This is a genomic window from Prosthecomicrobium sp. N25 (assembly GCF_037203705.1).
Taxonomy (GTDB): domain Bacteria; phylum Pseudomonadota; class Alphaproteobacteria; order Rhizobiales; family Ancalomicrobiaceae; genus Prosthecodimorpha.
Map to the genome: position 1 here is coordinate 183,914 of NZ_JBBCAT010000001.1, position 16,679 is coordinate 200,592.

At 71.5% G+C, this 16,679-nt stretch carries 16 protein-coding genes; 10 read left to right on the forward strand and 6 right to left on the reverse strand.

Annotation, left to right across the window (positions count from 1 at the left end):
- Positions 1–163 precede the first annotated feature (163 nt).
- Genes WBG79_RS00820 through WBG79_RS00835 form a run of 4 tightly spaced genes read right to left on the reverse strand, consistent with a single transcriptional unit; the run spans position 164 to position 3,620 of the window.
- Positions 164–1,336, reverse strand: a complete 1,173-nt coding sequence (locus tag WBG79_RS00820) for an ABC transporter substrate-binding protein (protein WP_337355211.1) — start codon at positions 1,334–1,336, stop codon at positions 164–166.
- 35 nt (positions 1,337–1,371) lie between these two features.
- Positions 1,372–1,704: a YciI family protein gene (locus WBG79_RS00825; protein ID WP_337355212.1), complete on the reverse strand. Its 333-nt coding sequence runs from the start codon at positions 1,702–1,704 to the stop codon at positions 1,372–1,374.
- On the reverse strand, positions 1,701–2,564 hold the full coding sequence (locus WBG79_RS00830) for a class III extradiol dioxygenase family protein (protein ID WP_337355213.1): 864 nt from the start codon (positions 2,562–2,564) through the stop codon (positions 1,701–1,703). The genes WBG79_RS00825 and WBG79_RS00830 overlap by 4 nt, the downstream gene beginning before the upstream one ends.
- Positions 2,565–2,567: 3 nt before the next feature.
- The gene (locus WBG79_RS00835; RefSeq protein ID WP_337355214.1) at positions 2,568–3,620 is read right to left on the reverse strand and encodes an alpha/beta fold hydrolase; all 1,053 of its coding nucleotides are present in this window, start codon (positions 3,618–3,620) and stop codon (positions 2,568–2,570) included.
- A gap of 124 nt (positions 3,621–3,744) precedes the next feature.
- Here WBG79_RS00835 and WBG79_RS00840 point away from each other — a divergent pair, with 124 nt between their 5' ends.
- From WBG79_RS00840 to WBG79_RS00865, 6 genes are all read left to right on the forward strand, one after another.
- Positions 3,745–4,653, forward strand: coding sequence for a LysR family transcriptional regulator (locus tag WBG79_RS00840; RefSeq protein ID WP_337355215.1), 909 nt, complete (start codon positions 3,745–3,747; stop codon positions 4,651–4,653).
- 122 nt (positions 4,654–4,775) lie between these two features.
- Positions 4,776–5,864, forward strand: a complete 1,089-nt coding sequence (locus WBG79_RS00845; protein ID WP_443147388.1) for a 4-oxalomesaconate tautomerase — start codon at positions 4,776–4,778, stop codon at positions 5,862–5,864.
- Positions 5,865–5,900: 36 nt separating this feature from the next.
- On the forward strand, positions 5,901–6,623 hold the full coding sequence (locus WBG79_RS00850; RefSeq protein ID WP_337355216.1) for a PIG-L deacetylase family protein: 723 nt from the start codon (positions 5,901–5,903) through the stop codon (positions 6,621–6,623).
- Positions 6,620–7,312, forward strand: coding sequence for a 4-carboxy-4-hydroxy-2-oxoadipate aldolase/oxaloacetate decarboxylase (locus tag WBG79_RS00855; RefSeq protein WP_337355217.1), 693 nt, complete (start codon positions 6,620–6,622; stop codon positions 7,310–7,312). The genes WBG79_RS00850 and WBG79_RS00855 overlap by 4 nt, the downstream gene beginning before the upstream one ends.
- A 35-nt stretch (positions 7,313–7,347) precedes the next feature.
- The gene (locus WBG79_RS00860; protein WP_337355218.1) at positions 7,348–8,175 is read left to right on the forward strand and encodes a DUF1932 domain-containing protein; all 828 of its coding nucleotides are present in this window, start codon (positions 7,348–7,350) and stop codon (positions 8,173–8,175) included.
- 104 nt (positions 8,176–8,279) lie between these two features.
- Positions 8,280–8,684, forward strand: a complete 405-nt coding sequence (locus WBG79_RS00865; protein WP_337355219.1) for a hypothetical protein — start codon at positions 8,280–8,282, stop codon at positions 8,682–8,684.
- A 24-nt stretch (positions 8,685–8,708) separates the two neighbouring features.
- On the opposite strand, the gene ggt is transcribed toward WBG79_RS00865, so the two are convergent.
- Positions 8,709–10,472, reverse strand: coding sequence for a gamma-glutamyltransferase (gene ggt, locus WBG79_RS00870; protein ID WP_337355220.1), 1,764 nt, complete (start codon positions 10,470–10,472; stop codon positions 8,709–8,711).
- Positions 10,473–10,846: 374 nt separating this feature from the next.
- Here ggt and WBG79_RS00875 point away from each other — a divergent pair, with 374 nt between their 5' ends.
- The 4 genes from WBG79_RS00875 (at position 10,847) to WBG79_RS00890 (ending at position 15,441) form a co-directional block, all read left to right on the forward strand.
- Positions 10,847–11,155: a DUF485 domain-containing protein gene (locus tag WBG79_RS00875; RefSeq protein ID WP_337355221.1), complete on the forward strand. Its 309-nt coding sequence runs from the start codon at positions 10,847–10,849 to the stop codon at positions 11,153–11,155.
- Positions 11,152–12,822 carry a cation acetate symporter gene (locus WBG79_RS00880; RefSeq protein ID WP_337355222.1) on the forward strand — a complete coding sequence of 557 codons (1,671 nt, stop codon included), beginning with the start codon at positions 11,152–11,154 and terminating at the stop codon, positions 12,820–12,822. The genes WBG79_RS00875 and WBG79_RS00880 overlap by 4 nt, the downstream gene beginning before the upstream one ends.
- 130 nt (positions 12,823–12,952) lie before the next feature.
- Positions 12,953–14,767: a DUF294 nucleotidyltransferase-like domain-containing protein gene (locus WBG79_RS00885; RefSeq protein ID WP_337355223.1), complete on the forward strand. Its 1,815-nt coding sequence runs from the start codon at positions 12,953–12,955 to the stop codon at positions 14,765–14,767.
- Complete coding sequence (locus WBG79_RS00890) at positions 14,767–15,441, forward strand: 3'-5' exonuclease (RefSeq protein WP_337355224.1); 675 nt, start codon at positions 14,767–14,769, stop codon at positions 15,439–15,441. The genes WBG79_RS00885 and WBG79_RS00890 overlap by 1 nt, the downstream gene beginning before the upstream one ends.
- Before the next feature lie 19 nt (positions 15,442–15,460).
- Here WBG79_RS00890 and WBG79_RS00895 read toward each other — a convergent pair whose 3' ends face one another.
- Positions 15,461–16,675 carry a phosphopentomutase gene (locus WBG79_RS00895; protein WP_337355225.1) on the reverse strand — a complete coding sequence of 405 codons (1,215 nt, stop codon included), beginning with the start codon at positions 16,673–16,675 and terminating at the stop codon, positions 15,461–15,463.
- Positions 16,676–16,679 lie beyond the last annotated feature (4 nt).

The following is a 16,679-nucleotide window of genomic DNA, read 5'->3' on the forward strand; positions in this document are numbered from 1 at the left end:
CGTCTACGTGATTTTCGTGCTGCAGGGCAGCATGGAGCCGCACCGGCCACAAGGCTGTGTACAGCGACTGTCCGGTGCGGCACGCAAGCCAGAGGCCGCCGGGCCACGGGAGCCCGGCGCCGCGTCGTCATCAGCGCCCCCGGGGGAAACCGAGGTCCGGGCGTCAGTTCGCCTTGGCGGCCTTGGCCGGGTCCTTGACGTTGGGGGTGGTGGCGATCTCGACGTTCCAGAGTTCGCCGCCGACCCGCTCGACCTTGCGGATGTAGATGTTCTGGATCGGCTCGCGCGTCTGCGGGTCGATCGACATCGGCCCGCGCGGGCTCGTCCAGGCGAGGCCCTTCATGGCGTTGACGAGCGCCTCGCCGCCGGCGCCGTTGGTCTTCTTCAGCCCCTCGTAGATCACGTGCATGCCGTCGTAGCCGCCGGCCGCCATGAAGTTCGGCCGGAAGCCCGCCGCCTTCTTGAAGGCCTCTACAAAGGCCTTGTTCTCGGGGCTGTCGTGGGCGGCCGAGTAGTGGTGGGACGTGATGGTGCCGAGCGCCACGTCGCCGACGCCGTTGAGCAGGTCGTCGTCCGTGACGCTGCCTTCCGCGATCAGGCGGATGCCCGACTTGTCGAGGCCGCGCTCGACGAACTGGCGCATGAACTGCGCGCCCACGCCCGACGGCACGAAGGCGAGCAGCGCGTCCGGCTTGGCATCCGCGACCTTCTGCAGGAACGGCGCGAAGTCCGGGTTGGCGAGCGGCACGCGCAGGTTCTCGACCTTGCCGCCGGCCTTCGTGAAGGTCTCCGTGAAGGCCTTCTCGACGTCGATGCCCGGGCCGTAGTCGGACACGATGGTGACGACCCGCTTGATGTCGTTCTTCGCCGCCCACTCGGCGAGCGGCACGGTCGCCTGCGCGGCCGTGAAGCTCGTCCGCACGATGTAGGGCGAGGCCTCCGTGATGATGGACGTCGCCGCCGCCATCACCACCTGCGGGGTCTTGCCCTGGGTGGCGAGGGGCGCGGTGGCGAGCGCCAGCGGGGTCAGGCCGAAGCCCGCCAGCACCGTCACCTTGTCGTTGACGATCAGCTCCTGGGCGATGCGCTTGGTGACGTCGGCGGTGCCGGTGTCGTCCTTGACGATGAGCTGCACCTTCCGGCCCGCCACCGTGTCGCCGTTCTGCGCCATGTAGAGCTTGACGGCGGCCTCGATCTGGCGGCCCGTCGACGCGAAGGGCCCGGTGAGCGGCAGGACGAGGCCGATCTTGACGGCGTCCTGCGCGGCTGCCGGGCCGGCGCCGAGCGCGAGCGCGAGTGCGGCCATGCCGGCCTTCAGGGCTGTTCTGCGCTGCATGTTTCCTCCGTGTCGGTTCGTCTCTTCGGGGACGTCTAGGATGCGAATGGCGGCGTCATCGGGTCGATCCGATGCGCCTGGAACTGGGCCGGCAGCGCCGTGATCTCGATCGTCTCGACGAGGCCCGCGAGCGCGTAGGGGTCGGTCGCCGCGAAGGCCTCCACGGCCTCCCGGTTCGCGGCCTCCATGACGCCGAAGTTGCCGACCGGCGTGGTCCCGTCCTCCCCCACGAGCGCGCTGCCGATCAGCACGCGCGCCAGGCCGTTGCCGCCCGTCGCCACGTGCCGCCGATGCGCCTCGCGGTTCGCCTCGCGCACGTCCTGCAGGCCCGCCCGGTGCCGGCACACCATGAGGAAATGCGCCGTCATGCCGCCGCCCGCGCGGCGTCGGCGGCGTTCTCCATCACGATCATGCCGGCGCCCGTCATGGAGGCGGGGACGAAGTAGTGGGTGTGGCGGACGACCACGTCCCGGTCCATCGCGCCGCGCATGACGAGCCACATCATGAGCTCCGCGCCCTCGCTGCCGAAGGTCGCCACGTAGTCCTCGCGCGACAGGGCGGCGAGCCGGTCCGGGTCGGTGGCGATGTCCTTCAGGAAGGCCCGGTCGGCCTCCGGGTTGACGAAGCCGGCCCGCGCGCCCTGGAGCTGGTGGGAGAGGCCGCCGGTGCCGAGCACCACGACCCGCTCGTCGCCCGGGAAGCTGTCGATCGCCTTGCGCAGCACCCGGCCGAGTTCGTAGCAGCGGCTCGGCAGCGGGATCGGGTACTGGATGACGTTGACGAAGATCGGCACGACCTTCACGGGCCAGGCCTTCGGCCGGCCGAAGAAGAGCTCCATCGGCACCTGCAGGCCGTGGTCGACCTCGATCTCCTGGATGATGGTCGGGTCGAACCGGTTCTCCACCATGGTGTCGACGAGATGCCAGGAGAGGTCGGCGGCACCCTCGAAGGGCGGGATCGCACGCGGGCCCCAGCCCTCGTCGACCGGCCGGTACTCCTCGGCGCAGCCGACCGCGAAGGTCGGCACCCGGTCGAGGAAGAAGGAATTGCCGTGGTCGTTGAAGATCACGACCGCGATGTCGGGCCGCGCGGCCTTCATCCAGGCCTTGGCGGGAATGTAGCCGTCGAAGAAAGGCTTCCACGCCGGCGTCTCGGCGAGACCCTTGTCGATCGCCGCCGCGATGGAGGGCACGTGCGAGGTGCCGAGGCCGCCGATGAGCTTCGCCATGCGCTAGTTCTTCCCCAGTCGCTCGCGCAGGAACGCGTCGTGGTCCATGCCGGCCTGGTGCGCGCCGATCTCGGTGATGCGCACCGGGTCCACGGCCGAGATCTTCAGGATGAAGAAGAGGTTGCCGCCGAGCCGCACCATCTCGCGCCAGTCCCGGCCCATGACGGCCCGCTTCTCCTCGGCCGAGAGGCCGAAGCGGTCCAGATAGGCCTCCTCGTTCTGCAGGAACGCGGCCCGGTTCTCCGGCCGCGACAGGCCCATCGCCATCTTGTTGATGCGGTAGCCGCGGCGCGACCGCGCGCGGTCGAAGAGCGGCACGTCCGGGATCCGGTCCCGCTCGGCGAAGCCCAGGAAGCCGAGGAGCGCCGCCGTCACCTGCTCGGGGCGCTCGACCGGCGACATGTGGCCGCTGTCCTCGATCACCACGAGTTCGGCGCCCGGGATCGCGGCGGCCATCTCCTCGTGCTGGGCGAGCGGACTCCAGCGGTCCTGCCGGCCGACGGCGACGAGCGTCGGGCAGGTGATGGTCGGCAGCAGCGGGCGGGCGTCCGGCCGCTCCAGGAGCGCCTTGATCTGCCGGTGGTGCAGGGCGGGATCGGCGCGCATCACCATGGCGCGCAGCGGCGCCATCAGGGCCTCGTCCGCGACCCGGGCCTCGTGCACCATCGGGGGCAGCCACTTGTCGGCGAGCGCCGCCATGCCGTCCCGGTCGGCGAGGTCGAGCATGGCCTGCCGCCCGGCCGCCTCCCCGTCCCGCGCCGGATGCGCGCCCGTGTCCAGCACGGCGAGCCTGACGATCCGCTCGGGCGCCGCGCGGACCATCTCGAAGGCGACCCGGGCCCCCATCGAATGCCCGACCACCGCGATCGGTCCCGGCCGCAACGCCAGCGCGTCCCGGGCCATGGCGACGATCGAGTCCTGGGTCGTGCAGTCGGCCACCACCACGTCGTCATGCGGCCTCAGCGCGGCGATCTGGTGCGCCCAGACGCTCGCGTCGCAGAGGAGGCCTGGGATCAGGATGATCGGCAAGGTCGGGGCCCGTCGGTCTGGCGGCATGCGGTCCCCGTCAGATGTTCGTAAGCCCGTATGTGAAGCAAATGGTTTCTTTGTTGCCTTTCATGAATTAGTTTCATGCACCGAGGCCGCACCTGCCCGCGCCGGCCGATCAAGGACGCCCGCCTTGCGCATCGATTTCCTCGGTCTCCACGCCTTCGTGGCCATCGCCGAGCGCGGCAGCTTCCAGCAGGCCGCCGCGCACCTGAACCTGTCGCAGACCGCGCTCAGCCACCGGATGAAGAAGCTCGAGGACGACCTCGGCGTCCGCCTCCTGTCGCGGACCACCCGCGAGGTGGCCCTCACCCCCGCCGGCCTGGAGCTCCTGCCGAAGGTGAAGGGCATGATCGAGGGGCTCTCGGCCTCCCTGCAGGATCTCCGGCAGCACGGCAAGTTGCGCCAGGAACGGCTGGCGATCGGCTGCCTCCCGACCATCGCGGCCGGCCGGCTGCCGGGCGTGCTGGCGCGCTTCCGGGCCGCGCACCCGGACGTCACGATCCGGGTCTTCGACAATTCGGCGACCGAGATCGCCGACCTTGTCGACCAGGGGACGGCCGAGTTCGGCATCACGCTGCTCGCCGCCCACCGCTGGGACTTCGAGGTCGAGCTGCTCGCCCGCGAGCCCTTCGTGCTGGTCTGCCCCGCCGGCCACCCCATGGCGGCCGCCGCGGCCGCCGGCTGGGCGGAGCTCGAGGGTGTGCCGCTGATCCGCATCAGCCCGCACACCGGCAACCGCATGATGATCGACGACGCGCTCGGCAGCCGCCGCGAGCAGCTCTCCTGGCGCTACGAGGTCCAGCATGTCCACACCGCCGTCTCGCTCGTCCGCGCCGGCCTGGGCATGACGGTCGTCCCCCGGCTCGCCCTCGACACGGTGGAGCGCGAGGGCCTCGCGGTGCTGACCTTGCGCAACCCGCAGGTGGTCCGCCAGATCGGCATCGTGTCGAAGCGCAGCGCCCCCCTGTCGCCCCTCGCCGACGAGCTCCGCCGTCTGGTCATCCAGGCCTTCGCGGCCGCCGAGGTGGCTCATTCCTGAATGCGGCTCATGAAAGACGTCAAACAAAGCATTTGATGCATGGCGGCCGGCCGGTCAGAACTCGTACCCGACGAAAGACAGCCGAGACCGGGAGGCGAGCCATTCAACCGCGTGTCCCCTGCATGGTGCTCCGGGGCGGGACGTCCAAGGGCGCCTACTTCCTCGCCTCCGACCTGCCCGCCGACCCGGCCGCCCGCGACCGGCTGATCCTGTCCATCATGGGCTCGCCGGACGCCCGCCAGATCGACGGCATCGGCGGCGCGCACCCGCTGACCAGCAAGATCGCCATCGTGTCGCGCTCCGCGAAGCCGGGCAGCGACATCGACTTCCTGTTCGGCCAGGTGGTCCTCGCCGAGCCGCGCATCGACTACACGCCGAATTGCGGCAACATCCTCGCCGGAATCGGCCCCTTCGCGATCGAGCGTGGCCTCGTCGCCGCCGAGGACGGTGTGACCCGCGTGCGCGTCCACACCGTCAACACGGGCACGCTCGCCGAACTCGCCGTCGAGACCCCCGGCCGCCGCGTCCGCTACGGCGGCGACGCCCGCATCGACGGCGTGCCCGGCACCGCCGCCCCGATCGCCATCGACTTCATGGACGCCGAGGGCTCGGTTTGCGGCACTCTCCTGCCGACCGGCAACGCCGTCGACCGGGTGGCCGGCGTCGACGCGACGCTCATTGACAACGGCATGCCGGTCGTGGTCCTCGCCGCCGCGGACCTCGGCCGCACCGGGCGGGAGCCCCGCGACCAGCTCGACAAGGACACCGCCCTGAAGGCCCGCCTCGAGGAGATCCGCCTGGAGGCGGGCCGGCTGATGGGGCTCGGCGACGTGTCCGCCAAGGTCGTGCCGAAGATGTGCCTGGTCGCCCCGCCGGTCGCCGGCGGCACCCTGTGCACCCGCAGCTTCATCCCGCACGAGTGCCACGCCTCGATCGGGGTCTTCGCCGCCGTGACGGTCGCCACCGCCGCCATGCTGCCGGGCTCGCCCGCCGCCCGCGTCGCCGCGATCCCGCCGGGCCGGGACAAGACCCTGTCGATCGAGCATCCGACGGGTGAGTTCAGCGTCATCCTGCGGGTCGGGGGCACGCCGCAGGAGCCCGTCGTCGAGCGCGCCGGCCTCCTGCGGACCGCCCGGCTCCTGTTCGACGGCGTCGCCTTCGCCCGCGAGGACCTCGCCGAGGTGGCCGAAGCCGCGCGCGACGCCGCCTGACCCTTGAAGAACTCCCGAACCGCGAAGGTCGCGCCCATGTCATCCGGAAAGTCCGGTCTCGTCGTCACCGCCCACCCGGGCGACTTCGTCTGGCGCGCCGGGGGCGCCATCGCGCTGCACGCCCGGCGCGGCTACCGCATGAAGATCGTCTGCCTCTCCTACGGCGAGCGCGGCGAGAGCCAGTGGGCCTGGAAGAAGGGCGACATCGGCCTCGAGGAGGTGAAGGCGCAGCGCCGGGACGAGGCCGAGCGCGCCGCCGCGACGCTCGGCGCCGAGATCGAGTTCTTCGACGCCGGCGACTATCCCCTCCGGCCGACCGCCGAGATGCTCGACCGGCTGGTCGACGTCTACCGCGCGCTGAAGCCCGCCTTCGTGCTGACCCACTCGCTCGAGGACCCCTACAACGTCGACCACCCCGAGGCGACCCGCTTCGCCCAGGAGGCCCGCATCATCGCCCAGGCCGCCGGCCACAAGCCGAGCCCGGACCTCGCCTACGCGGCCCCGCCGGTCTTCCTGTTCGAGCCGCACCAGCCCGAGCAGTGCAATTACAAGCCCAACGTGATCCTCAACATCGACGAGGTCTGGGAGACGAAGCGCGCCGCGTTCGAGATCCTCGCCGCCCAGAAGCACCTCTGGGAGTACTACACCCGCGTGGCGCTGAACCGCGGGGTCCAGGGCGGCCGCAACTCCGGCAAGGCCATGACGTATGGCGAAGCCTACCAGCGCATCTTCCCCGAGATCGTCGAGGTCCTGGCATGAAGCCCGTCGTCGTCACCGGCTGCCCGCGCACCGAGGAGGACCTGGTTGCCCGCCTCGGCGCGCTCGGCGTGGCCACCGCCCACGAGGCGCTCGGCCGCTCCGGGCTGATGAAGCCCTACATGCGGCCCGTCTGGCCGGGCGCCGCGATCGCCGGCAACGCCGTCACGGTGCTCGCCCAGCCCGGCGATAACTGGATGATCCACGTGGCCGTCGAGCAGTGCCGCCCGGGCGACGTCATGGTGGTCGCCTGCACGGCCGACAACACGGACGGCATGTTCGGCGACCTGCTGGCGACCTCCCTGAAGGCCCGCGGCGTGGTCGGGCTCGTCATCGACGCCGGCTGCCGGGACGTGGCGACCCTGCGGGAGATGGGCTTCCCCGTCTGGTCCCGCGCCGTCTCCGCGAAGGGCACCGTCAAGGCGACGCTGGGCGCCGTCAACGTGCCCGTCGTTTGCGCGGGCGCCCTGGTGCGGCCCGGCGACGCGGTGGTGGCGGACGACGACGGCGTGCTGGTGGTGCCGCGCCGGGACGCCGCCGCGACCGTGCAGGCCGGCGAGGACCGGGTCGCCAACGAGGGCGCCAAGCGCGAGAAGCTCGCCGCCGGCGTCCTCGGCCTCGACCTCTACGGCATGCGCGAGCCGCTCGCCAGGGCGGGCCTCCGGTACGTGGCGTACACGGGCGAGGAGTGAGCGGACCGGCGCCCGCCGGTCCGGGAGGAGCGGGAATGACCCTGAGCATCGCCATCATCGGCTTCGGCGAGGTCGGCCAGCTGTTCGGCCGGCAGTTCCGCGAGCGAGGCGCCCGCGTCGCGGTCCACGACCGCCTCTTCGACGATCCCGGCCGTGGCCCCGCCCTGGCGGACCGTGCCGGCACCCTCGGGCTGCGGGCCGCGGCGAGCCACGGCGAGGCGGTCCGCGGGGCCGGGTTGGTGATCTCGGCGGTGACCGCCGACCAGGCCGTCGCGGCCGCGCAGCAATGCGCCCCGTACCTCGAGCAGGGGCAGGTCTACATCGACCTCAACTCGGTGTCGCCCGCCACCAAGGGCAGGGTCGCCGCCGCCCTGCCGCCGACCGGGGTGCACTTCGTCGAATGGGCCGTGATGGCCCCCGTCGCCGAGCCCGGCATCGCCGTGCCGATCCTGGCGGGCGGACCCCGGGCGGCGGCGCTCGCGGCCGACCTGAACCGGCTCGGCATGCGCATCGACCCGGTCGGCGAGGAGATCGGCATCGCCTCCGCCACCAAGCTCTGTCGCTCGATCGTCATCAAGGGCATGGAGGCGCTGATGGTCGACCTGTCGCTCGTCACCGCCCGGAACGGGGTCCTGCCCGCCGTGCTGAAGAGCCTGTCGGCCTCCTACCCGGGCATGGACTGGGCCGAGGTCGTCAAGGTGATGCCCGGCCGCGTGCGCCGGCATGGGCGGCGCCGGGCCGCGGAGATGCGCGAGTGCGCCGCGATGCTGCGCGAGGCGGGCCTGGCGGGCGACCTCGCCGAGGCCATCGCGGTGCGGCACGAGACCTTCGCGGGCGCCCCAGCCCCCGAAGGCAAAGCCTAAGCTGCTGACTTGAAAAAGTTTTCTACGCAATCGTCCGGATCGGCGGGTGCGTTTTCCGGGCGAATCGTGTGAGCCTCCGGGGCGTGCCAACCGGGAGTGCCGCCGTGGACCTCGCCCCTCCTCCGCCGGCCGTCGTGATCCAGATGGATCCGGGCGGCCGCATCGACTCGCGCATGCAGGAGATCGCCCGCCTGAGGGCCAACGGGACGAGGGTCGTCATCGACGGCTACTGCGCCTCGGCCTGCACCATGTACCTCATGCTGTCGGGCCAGATCTGCGCCACGAAGCGCGCCGTCCTCGCCTTCCACGCGCCCTATCGGTGCCGGACGGGGGGAGCGCCCTGCCCGGAAGACCTCAAGGTCTTCGATCCGGCCGTCACCTATGCGCAGCTGAGGTCCAGTCCGGCGCCGGTCCAGCGCTGGATCCTGGCCCGGGGCGGCCTCACCGCCCAGAACCTGACCATGCCGAACCGGGATGTCCTGCGCTTCGTTCCGCTCTGCGGGGCGTGACCGGCCGTCCCGCCCGGTCCGGGCTCAGTAGCCCGCCGCCAGCGTGCCGCGCTGGCGCGGGTCGGCGGCGCCGAGCAGGCCTTCCGGGGTCACGTGGATCGAGTTGGCCGAGCCCGAGGTGGTCCCGACCACGACCTTGTGGCCCCGTCCCTTCAGGATCTCGATCGTGTCGGGCGACAGCCCGGCCTCGGTCAGCAGCGCGTCCGGCCGCCACTGGTGGTGGACGCGCGGCGCCGCGACCGCCTCGGCGACGTTCATGCCGTTGTCGACGACGTTGACGATCACCTGCAGGGTCGTGGAGATGATCCGGCTCCCGCCCGGGCTGCCGGTCACCATGGCGAGCTTACCGTCGCGGAACAGGAAGGTCGGCGTCATCGAGGAGAGCGGGCGGGCGCCCGGAGCCACGCTGTTGGTGTCGCCGCCGACCAGCCCGTAGGCGTTCTGGGCGCCGGCCTTGGCCGAGAAGTCGTCCATCTCGTTGTTGAGCATCACCCCCGTGCCCTCCGCCACGAGCCCGAGCCCGTAGGTGAAGTTGAGCGTGTAGGTGTTCGCGACCGCGTTGCCGTCCCGGTCGACCACCGAGAAGTGGGTGGTCTGGTCGCTCTCGTACGGCAAAGGGTCGCCCGCCCGGATCGCGTCGGCGGGCCGCGCCGCGGCCGGGTCGATGGCGGCGCGCAGCTTGGCCGCATAGGCCTTCGAGGTCAGGCCCTTGACGGGAATCTTGACCCGGTCCGGGTCGCCCAGGAACTCGGCGCGGTCCGCGTAGGCCGGCTTCATCGCCTCCGCCAGCAGGTGGATCTGCTGGCCGCTGCCGGCCCCCGCCTTGGCGATGTCGAAGCCCTCCAGGATGTTGAGGATCTGGATCAGGTGGACGCCGCCCGAGGACGGCGGCGGCATGGAGACGACGTCGTAGCCGCGGTAGGTGCCGCGCACCGGCTGGCGCGTCACCACCTTGTAGCCGGCGAGGTCCTCGGCGGTCATCACGCCGCCCGCGCCCTTGACCGCGGCCGCGATCCTCTCGGCGACCGGTCCCTTGTAGAAGCCGTCCGGCCCCTGGGCGGCGATCGTCTTCAGCGTCGCGGCCAGGTCGGCCTGCACCAGCGTCTCGCCGCGGCCGAGCGGCTGGTCGCCCCGGTAGAAGATCGCCCGGGTCGACGGGTACTGCTTCAGCCGGGTGGCGGTCGGCAGCGAATCGGCGAGGTCCTCGGCGACCGGGATGCCGTCGGACGCGAGCGCCACCGCGGGCGCGATCAGGTCGGCGAGCGTGAACTTGCCCGAGCCGTAGCGCCGGTGCGCCTCGGCGAGGCCCGCGACCGTGCCGGGCACGCCGACCGCGAGGCCGGAGTCGCGCGACTTCTTGGGATCCGGCTCGCCCTTGGCGTCCAGGAACATGTCCCGGAAGGCGGCTGCCGGGGCGGTCTCGCGGTAGTCGATGGCGACGGTCTCGTTGCGGGACGCCATGTGGACCATCATGAAGCCGCCGCCGCCGAGGTTGCCGGCGCGCGGCAGCGTCACCGCGAGCGCGAAGCCGACCGCCACCGCCGCATCGACCGCGTTGCCGCCGCGCTTCAGGATCTCGACGCCGACCTTCGTGGCCGTGCCCTCCTGGGAGGCGACCATGCCCTTGGTGCCGATCACCGGCAGGAGCCGGCTCGCCGCGGACTGGATCGGCTGGCCGGGCTGGGGCATGCCGGGAGGCGCACCCTGAGCGAAAGCCGCATTCTGGAGCGAGAGGCACAGGGCCGCCGCGGCGGCGAGGCGGATCGGACGGGCGAGGCGTTGCGGCATGGGAGGCTCCTCCTGAGCCCGGCATGATGGCGCGGGACGCCGCTCCGCGCCAGCCCGCCGTCCTTCCTTGGCGTCAGCCGGGGGCTGGTCCGGGTTGCCGGGGAAATCTGCGGGAAAACACGCACTTACCGCAGTGCACCGCGTCCCACCAAAGTCGCACGACCAAGTACGGGGTCCAGCCGGCGGTCACGATCGGTTAAATCTGGCCTCCAGAGCGGCGGACCTCGGGCCCGCCGGTCGGGTCGGCGGGAGCGACACCCGGACAAGCGGAAGCGGCGATCGGCGTGCCGGCGGGCGGAGGGCCCGGGGCGCGAACGGGCCGTCGCGTGTCCGCTCGCCCGCCCCCGGCACCTGTCAGACGCGGGAGGTCGAACGTGCAAAGCGATGTGGTCGAACGGGTTCGCGCGAATCCGAAATTCCAGGAGCTCGTCTCCAAGCGCACCAGCTTCGGCTGGCAGCTGACGATCCTGATGCTGGTCATCTACTACGGGTTCATCCTCGTGGTGGCCTTCAAGAAGGAATGGCTCGCCGTGAAGCTCGGCGCCGGCGTCATGACCGTCGGCATCCCGGTGGGCGTCGCCGTCATCCTGTCGGCCTTCGTGCTGACCGGCATCTACGTGGCCCGGGCCAACCGGGACTACGACGCCCTGATCGCGTCCATCAAGGAGGAGGCCACGAAATGAGCCGCACCCAGACCATCCTCGCGGGCGGCCTCGGCCTCGCCCTCCTGTCCGGCGCCGCGCAGGCCGCGGGTCCGGACATCGGCGCCGTGCAGCAGCAGGCGACCAACTGGACCGCCATCGGCATGTTCCTGGCCTTCGTGCTCATGACGCTCGGCATCACCAAGTGGGCCGCCGCGCAGACCAAGTCGGCCGCCCAGTTCTACACCGCCGGCGGCGGCATCACCGGCTTCCAGAACGGCCTGGCCATCGCGGGCGACTACATGTCGGCCGCCTCCTTCCTGGGCATCTCGGGCCTCGTCTACACCTCCGGCTACGACGGCCTGATCTACTCGATCGGCTTCCTGGTCGGCTGGCCGATCATCATGTTCCTGCTCGCCGAACCCTTGCGGAACCTCGGCAAGTTCACCTTCGCGGACGTCGCCTCGTTCCGCCTCGGCCAGACCCAGATCCGCACGCTCGCGGCCTGCGGCTCGCTGGTCGTGGTCGCCTTCTACCTGATCGCCCAGATGGTCGGCGCCGGCAAGCTGATCCAGCTCCTGTTCGGCCTGCCCTACAGCTACGCGGTCGTGATGGTCGGCCTCCTGATGATCGTCTACGTCACCTTCGGCGGCATGGTGGCCACCACCTGGGTGCAGATCATCAAGGCGGTCCTGCTCCTCGCCGGCGCCTCCTTCATGGCCTTCATGGTCATGGCGCAGTTCAACTTCTCGCCCGAGGCCGTCTTCGCCAAGGCGGTCGAGGTCAAGAAGACCGACGCCATCATGGCTCCGGGCGGCATGGTCAAGGATCCGATCGAGGCGATCTCGCTCGGCATCGGCCTGATGTTCGGCACCGCCGGCCTGCCCCACATCCTGATGCGCTTCTTCACGGTCGCGGACGCCAAGGCGGCGCGGAAGTCCGTCTTCTACGCGACCGGCTTCATCGGCTACTTCTACATCCTGACCTTCATCATCGGCTTCGGCGCGATCGTGCTGGTCGCCACCAACCCGCAGTTCCTCGACGCCAAGGGCGCGATCATCGGCGGGACCAACATGGCGGCCATCCACCTCGCCAACGCGGTCGGCGGCAACCTCTTCCTGGGCTTCATCTCGGCGGTCGCCTTCGCGACGATCCTGGCGGTCGTCTCGGGCCTGGCGCTCGCCGGCGCCTCGGCGATCAGCCACGACCTCTACGCGTCGGTGCTCGCCAAGGGCAAGGTGAGCGAGGAGAAGGAGATCAAGGTCTCCAAGATCTCGACCATCTTCCTCGGCATCCTGGCCATCGGCCTCGGCATCGCCTTCGAGAACATGAACATCGCCTTCATGGTCGGCCTCGCCTTCGCGGTCGCGGCCTCCTGCAACTTCCCGGTCCTGCTGATGAGCATGTTCTGGAAGGGCACGACCACGACCGGCGCGCTCGTCGGCGGCTTCGTCGGCCTGATCGCCTCGGTCGCCATGGTGGTGATGGGCCCGGCCGTCTGGGAGGGCGTCCTCCTCAACCCGAAGGGCTCGGCGCCGATCGCCTACAACAACCCGGCGCTCTTCTCCATGACGCTCGCCTTCGCGATCATCTGGCTCGTCAGCCTGGTCGACCGGTCGCGCCAGGCGGCGGCCGAGAAGCAGGCCTTCGACGCCCAGTATGTCCGTTCGCAGACGGGCATCGGGGCGGCGGGCGCCAGCGCCCACTGATCCGGAGGGGCTCCGGCTCCAACCCCGAGGGCCGGGCCGCCGACGAGGTGGCCCGGCCCTTTCCCTGTCCGCTCCGCCGGCCCTTGATCGAGCGCATGGCGGCGCCGGTCCCCGCCGCCGAGGATGCCCCATGCCGAAGGCCTTCGACGCCCACAACCCGCCCTTCGACCGCCTCGCCCACGCCGAGGTGGAGGACCTGCGCGCCCGGCTCGACATCGGCTATGCCGGCCCGGGGACCACGATCGTGGCCGCCGGGAAGGCCTCCGAGAGCCTCCACGTTATCATCAAGGGCGCGGTCGAGGAGCGCGACCCGGCCGGCGAGCTCAGCGCCGTGCTGGGCCCCAAGGACAGCTTCGACGCCCGCGCGGTGGTGCACGGCGCTGCGGATTCCGACTTCGTCGCCGCCGAGGAGACGCTCTTCTACATGATCCCCCGCGAGGTCGTGCTCGACCTCGTCCGCCGCAACCGCGGCTTCGCGGCCTTCTTCTATTCGGAGATCTCCCGCAAGCTCGAGGCGATCGCCCGCGAGGAGAAGACCGGCGGCGTCGACGCGGTGCTGCGCGCCCGGGTCAGCGACGCCCGCCCGCGGCCCGCCGCCTTCATCGACGGGCAACGGACCATCGAGGAGGCCGGGCACCTGATGCGCGAGCGGGACGTCAACGCCCTCTTCGTGCGCGACGGCGACCGCACCGGCATCGTCACCGGCATGAACCTCTCCAAGGGCGTGGTGCTCGGCCGCCTGCCGCTGGAGACCCCGGTCCGCGAGGTCACCCGCTTCGACCTCGTCGCCGTCGAGGAGACGGACTTCGTCTTCGAGGCGCTGATGCGGATGACCAAGGCCAACAAGCGCCGGCTCGCCGTCACCCGCGGCGGCGAGATCGCCGGCGTCCTGGAGGACATCGACATCCTCGGCCTGTTCGCCGGCAACTCCCAGCTGATCCCCGGCCGGATCGACCGCGCCCACGGGCTCGACGACCTGCGCATCGCGGCGCGCGACATCCAGAGCCAGGTCGACCTGCTGCACCGCCAGGGGGTCAGGGTCGAGGACATCGCCGAGATGACCTCCGACCTCAACCGCCAGCTCTTCGCCCGCCTGTTCGACATGATCGCCCCGCCCTCGATCCGCGAGGCCGGCTGCCTGATGATCATGGGCTCGGAGGGCCGCGGCGAGCAGACCGTGCGGACCGACCAGGACAACGGCCTCATCCTCGCCAGGGCCGTGCCGGCCGACGACCTCGCCCGCTTCCGCCGTGACTTCTCCGGGGCGCTCGCCGACTTCGGCTTCCCGCCCTGCCCCGGCAACGTCATGGTGTCGAACCCGGTCTGGTCGCAGACCGTCGACGACTTCCTGGCCCAGATCCGCCAATGGGTCCTCGCGCCCGACGCCGAGAGCCCGATGAACCTCGGCATCTTCTTCGACGCGGTCGCGGTCGCCGGCGACGGGAGCCTGCTCGCCCGCGCCAAGGCGCAATTCGTCTCGCTGATGCGCGGCGAGACCGCCGCGATCGCCCATTTCGCCAAGGCCATCGACCAGTTCCCGGGACCCGGCGGCGTGATCGGCACCATCATGGCGACCGTCGGCCGCGAGGAGGTCATCGACATCAAGAAGTCCGGCACCTTCCCGATCGTGCACGGCATCCGCAGCCTCGCGATCGAGGAGGGGCTGACCGAGACCTCGACGGTGGAGCGGATCGCGCGCGTCCGCCAGACCGGCATCTTCGGCGAGGCGTTCGCCCGCGAGCTGGTCGGCGCCTTCCGGTACTTCTCCGAGCTGCGCCTGCGCGCGCAGCTGGACGCGGTGCGCCGCCGGGAACCGGAATCCGAGCGCCTGGTCCGGCCCTCGCAGCTCTCCTCCCTCGACCGCGACCTGCTGCGGGACGCGCTGCGGGTGGTCCGGCACTTCCGCGAGATCGTCCGCAACCACTACAAGCTGGGGCTCTTCTGATGGGGATCCTCGGCGCCGTCACCAAGCTCGTCGACCAGCAGCGGCTGTGGGACAAGCAGTGGCTCTGGATGTTCGAGCCGGACCGGACCGGCGAGGTCGTGTCGGTCGACTGCGAGACGACCGGCTTCGACACCCGCAAGGACGACGTCGTGTCGATCGCCGCCATCCCGATCCGCGGCAGCCGCATCCTCACCAGCGAGGCCTTCCGGGCGGTGATCCGGCCCGAGGCGGCCATGCGGGCGGAGGCCATGAAGGTGCACCGCCTGCGCGGCTCGGACGTGGCGGACGCCCGCGTCATCCGCGAGGTCCTGCCCGACTTCCTGAAGTTCGTCGGCACGCGGCCGCTGGTCGGCTACTGGATCGACTACGACGCCACGATGCTGAACCGCTACACCATCGAGTATTACGGCCTGAGGCTGCCCAACCGGCGCATCGAGGTCTCTCGGCTCTACTACGACCGGAAATACGCCAAGGCCCCGCAGGGGACCGAGGTCGACCTGCGCTTCGCCTCCATGATGGCGGATCTCGGCCTGCCCGAGCGCGAGGCCCACGATGCCTTCGAGGACGCGCTGGCGGCCGCCGAGATGTATGTCGTGCTGAAGGACATGATCGCCCGCGGCGCCTACATCCCGCGTCGCGACCGCGTCCGCGCCGAAGTGGCCGTCGGGGTGTGAACGCCCGGCCGCCCCGGTCTCACCACATGGCTCGCCCGTGCCGCCCGGGCGCCAGCCCCAGATGCGCCGCCAGCGTCTCGCCGACGTCCGCGAAGCCCCGCCCGCCCAGGGCGGCCGGCCCGAGGCCGGGGCCGAAGGCGAGGATCGGGACCTGCTCGCGGGTGTGGTCCGTGCCCCGCCAGGTCGGATCGCAGCCGTGGTCGGCGGTGATCAGTGCCAGGTCGCCCGGCCTGAGCCGCGCCTCGAGGTCCGGCAGGTCGCGGTCGAAGGCCTCCAGCGCCGCCGCGTAGCCGGGAACGTCCCGTCGGTGTCCGAAGAGCATGTCGAAGTCGACCAGGTTGGAGACCACCAGGTCGCCGTCCGGCGCCTCCGCGGCGGCCGCCAGCGTGGCGGCGAAGACCTCGGCGTTCGGGCCCGCCTTGACCTTCCGGGTCACCCCCGACCCCGCGAAGATGTCCGAGACCTTGCCGATCGCCGTGACGCCGCGTCCGGCAGCCTGGGCCCGGTCGAGCAGCGTCGGCTCGGGCGGCGGCACCGCGAAGTCTCGCCGGTTCGCCGTGCGCGCAAAGGCGCCGCGGCGCTCGCCCGTGAAGGGCCGGGCGATGACCCGGCCGATGTTGAGCGGATCGCACAGGGTCCGCGCCGCCTGGCACACCTGGTAGAGGCGCTCCAGGCCGAAGCGCGTCTCATGGGCGGCGATCTGCAGGACGGAATCCGCCGAGGTGTAGAGGATCGGCCGGCCGGTCGCCAGGTGCGCCTCGCCGAGCCGCTCGATGATCTCCGTGCCCGACGCGTGGCAGTCGCCGAGGATGCCGGGGATGCCGGTCCGCTCGACCAGGGCCGCGACCAGGTCCGGCGGGAAGGCCGGCACCGTCTGGGGAAAGTAGCCCCAATCGAACGGGACGGGCACGCCGGCGAGTTCCCAATGGCCGGACGGCGTGTCCTTGCCCTTCGAGCGCTCGATTCCGAAGCCCCAGCGCCCGCGTCCCGGCGCCGCAGCGAGCCCGGGCGGACGGCCGCCCGACGAGGCCGCGGCGGCGGCGCCGAGGCCGAGGCCGTCCAGATTCGGCAGGCGGAGCGGTCCCGACCGGAGGCCGGCCCGGTCCCCGGCGCCGGCCGCGCAGGCCTCGGCGATGTGGCCGAGCGTGTCCGCCCCGGCGTCGCCGTACTGGGCCGCGTCGGCGGCGCCGCCGATGCCGAAGGAGTCGAGGATGATCAGGAAGGCACGCGGCATCCGA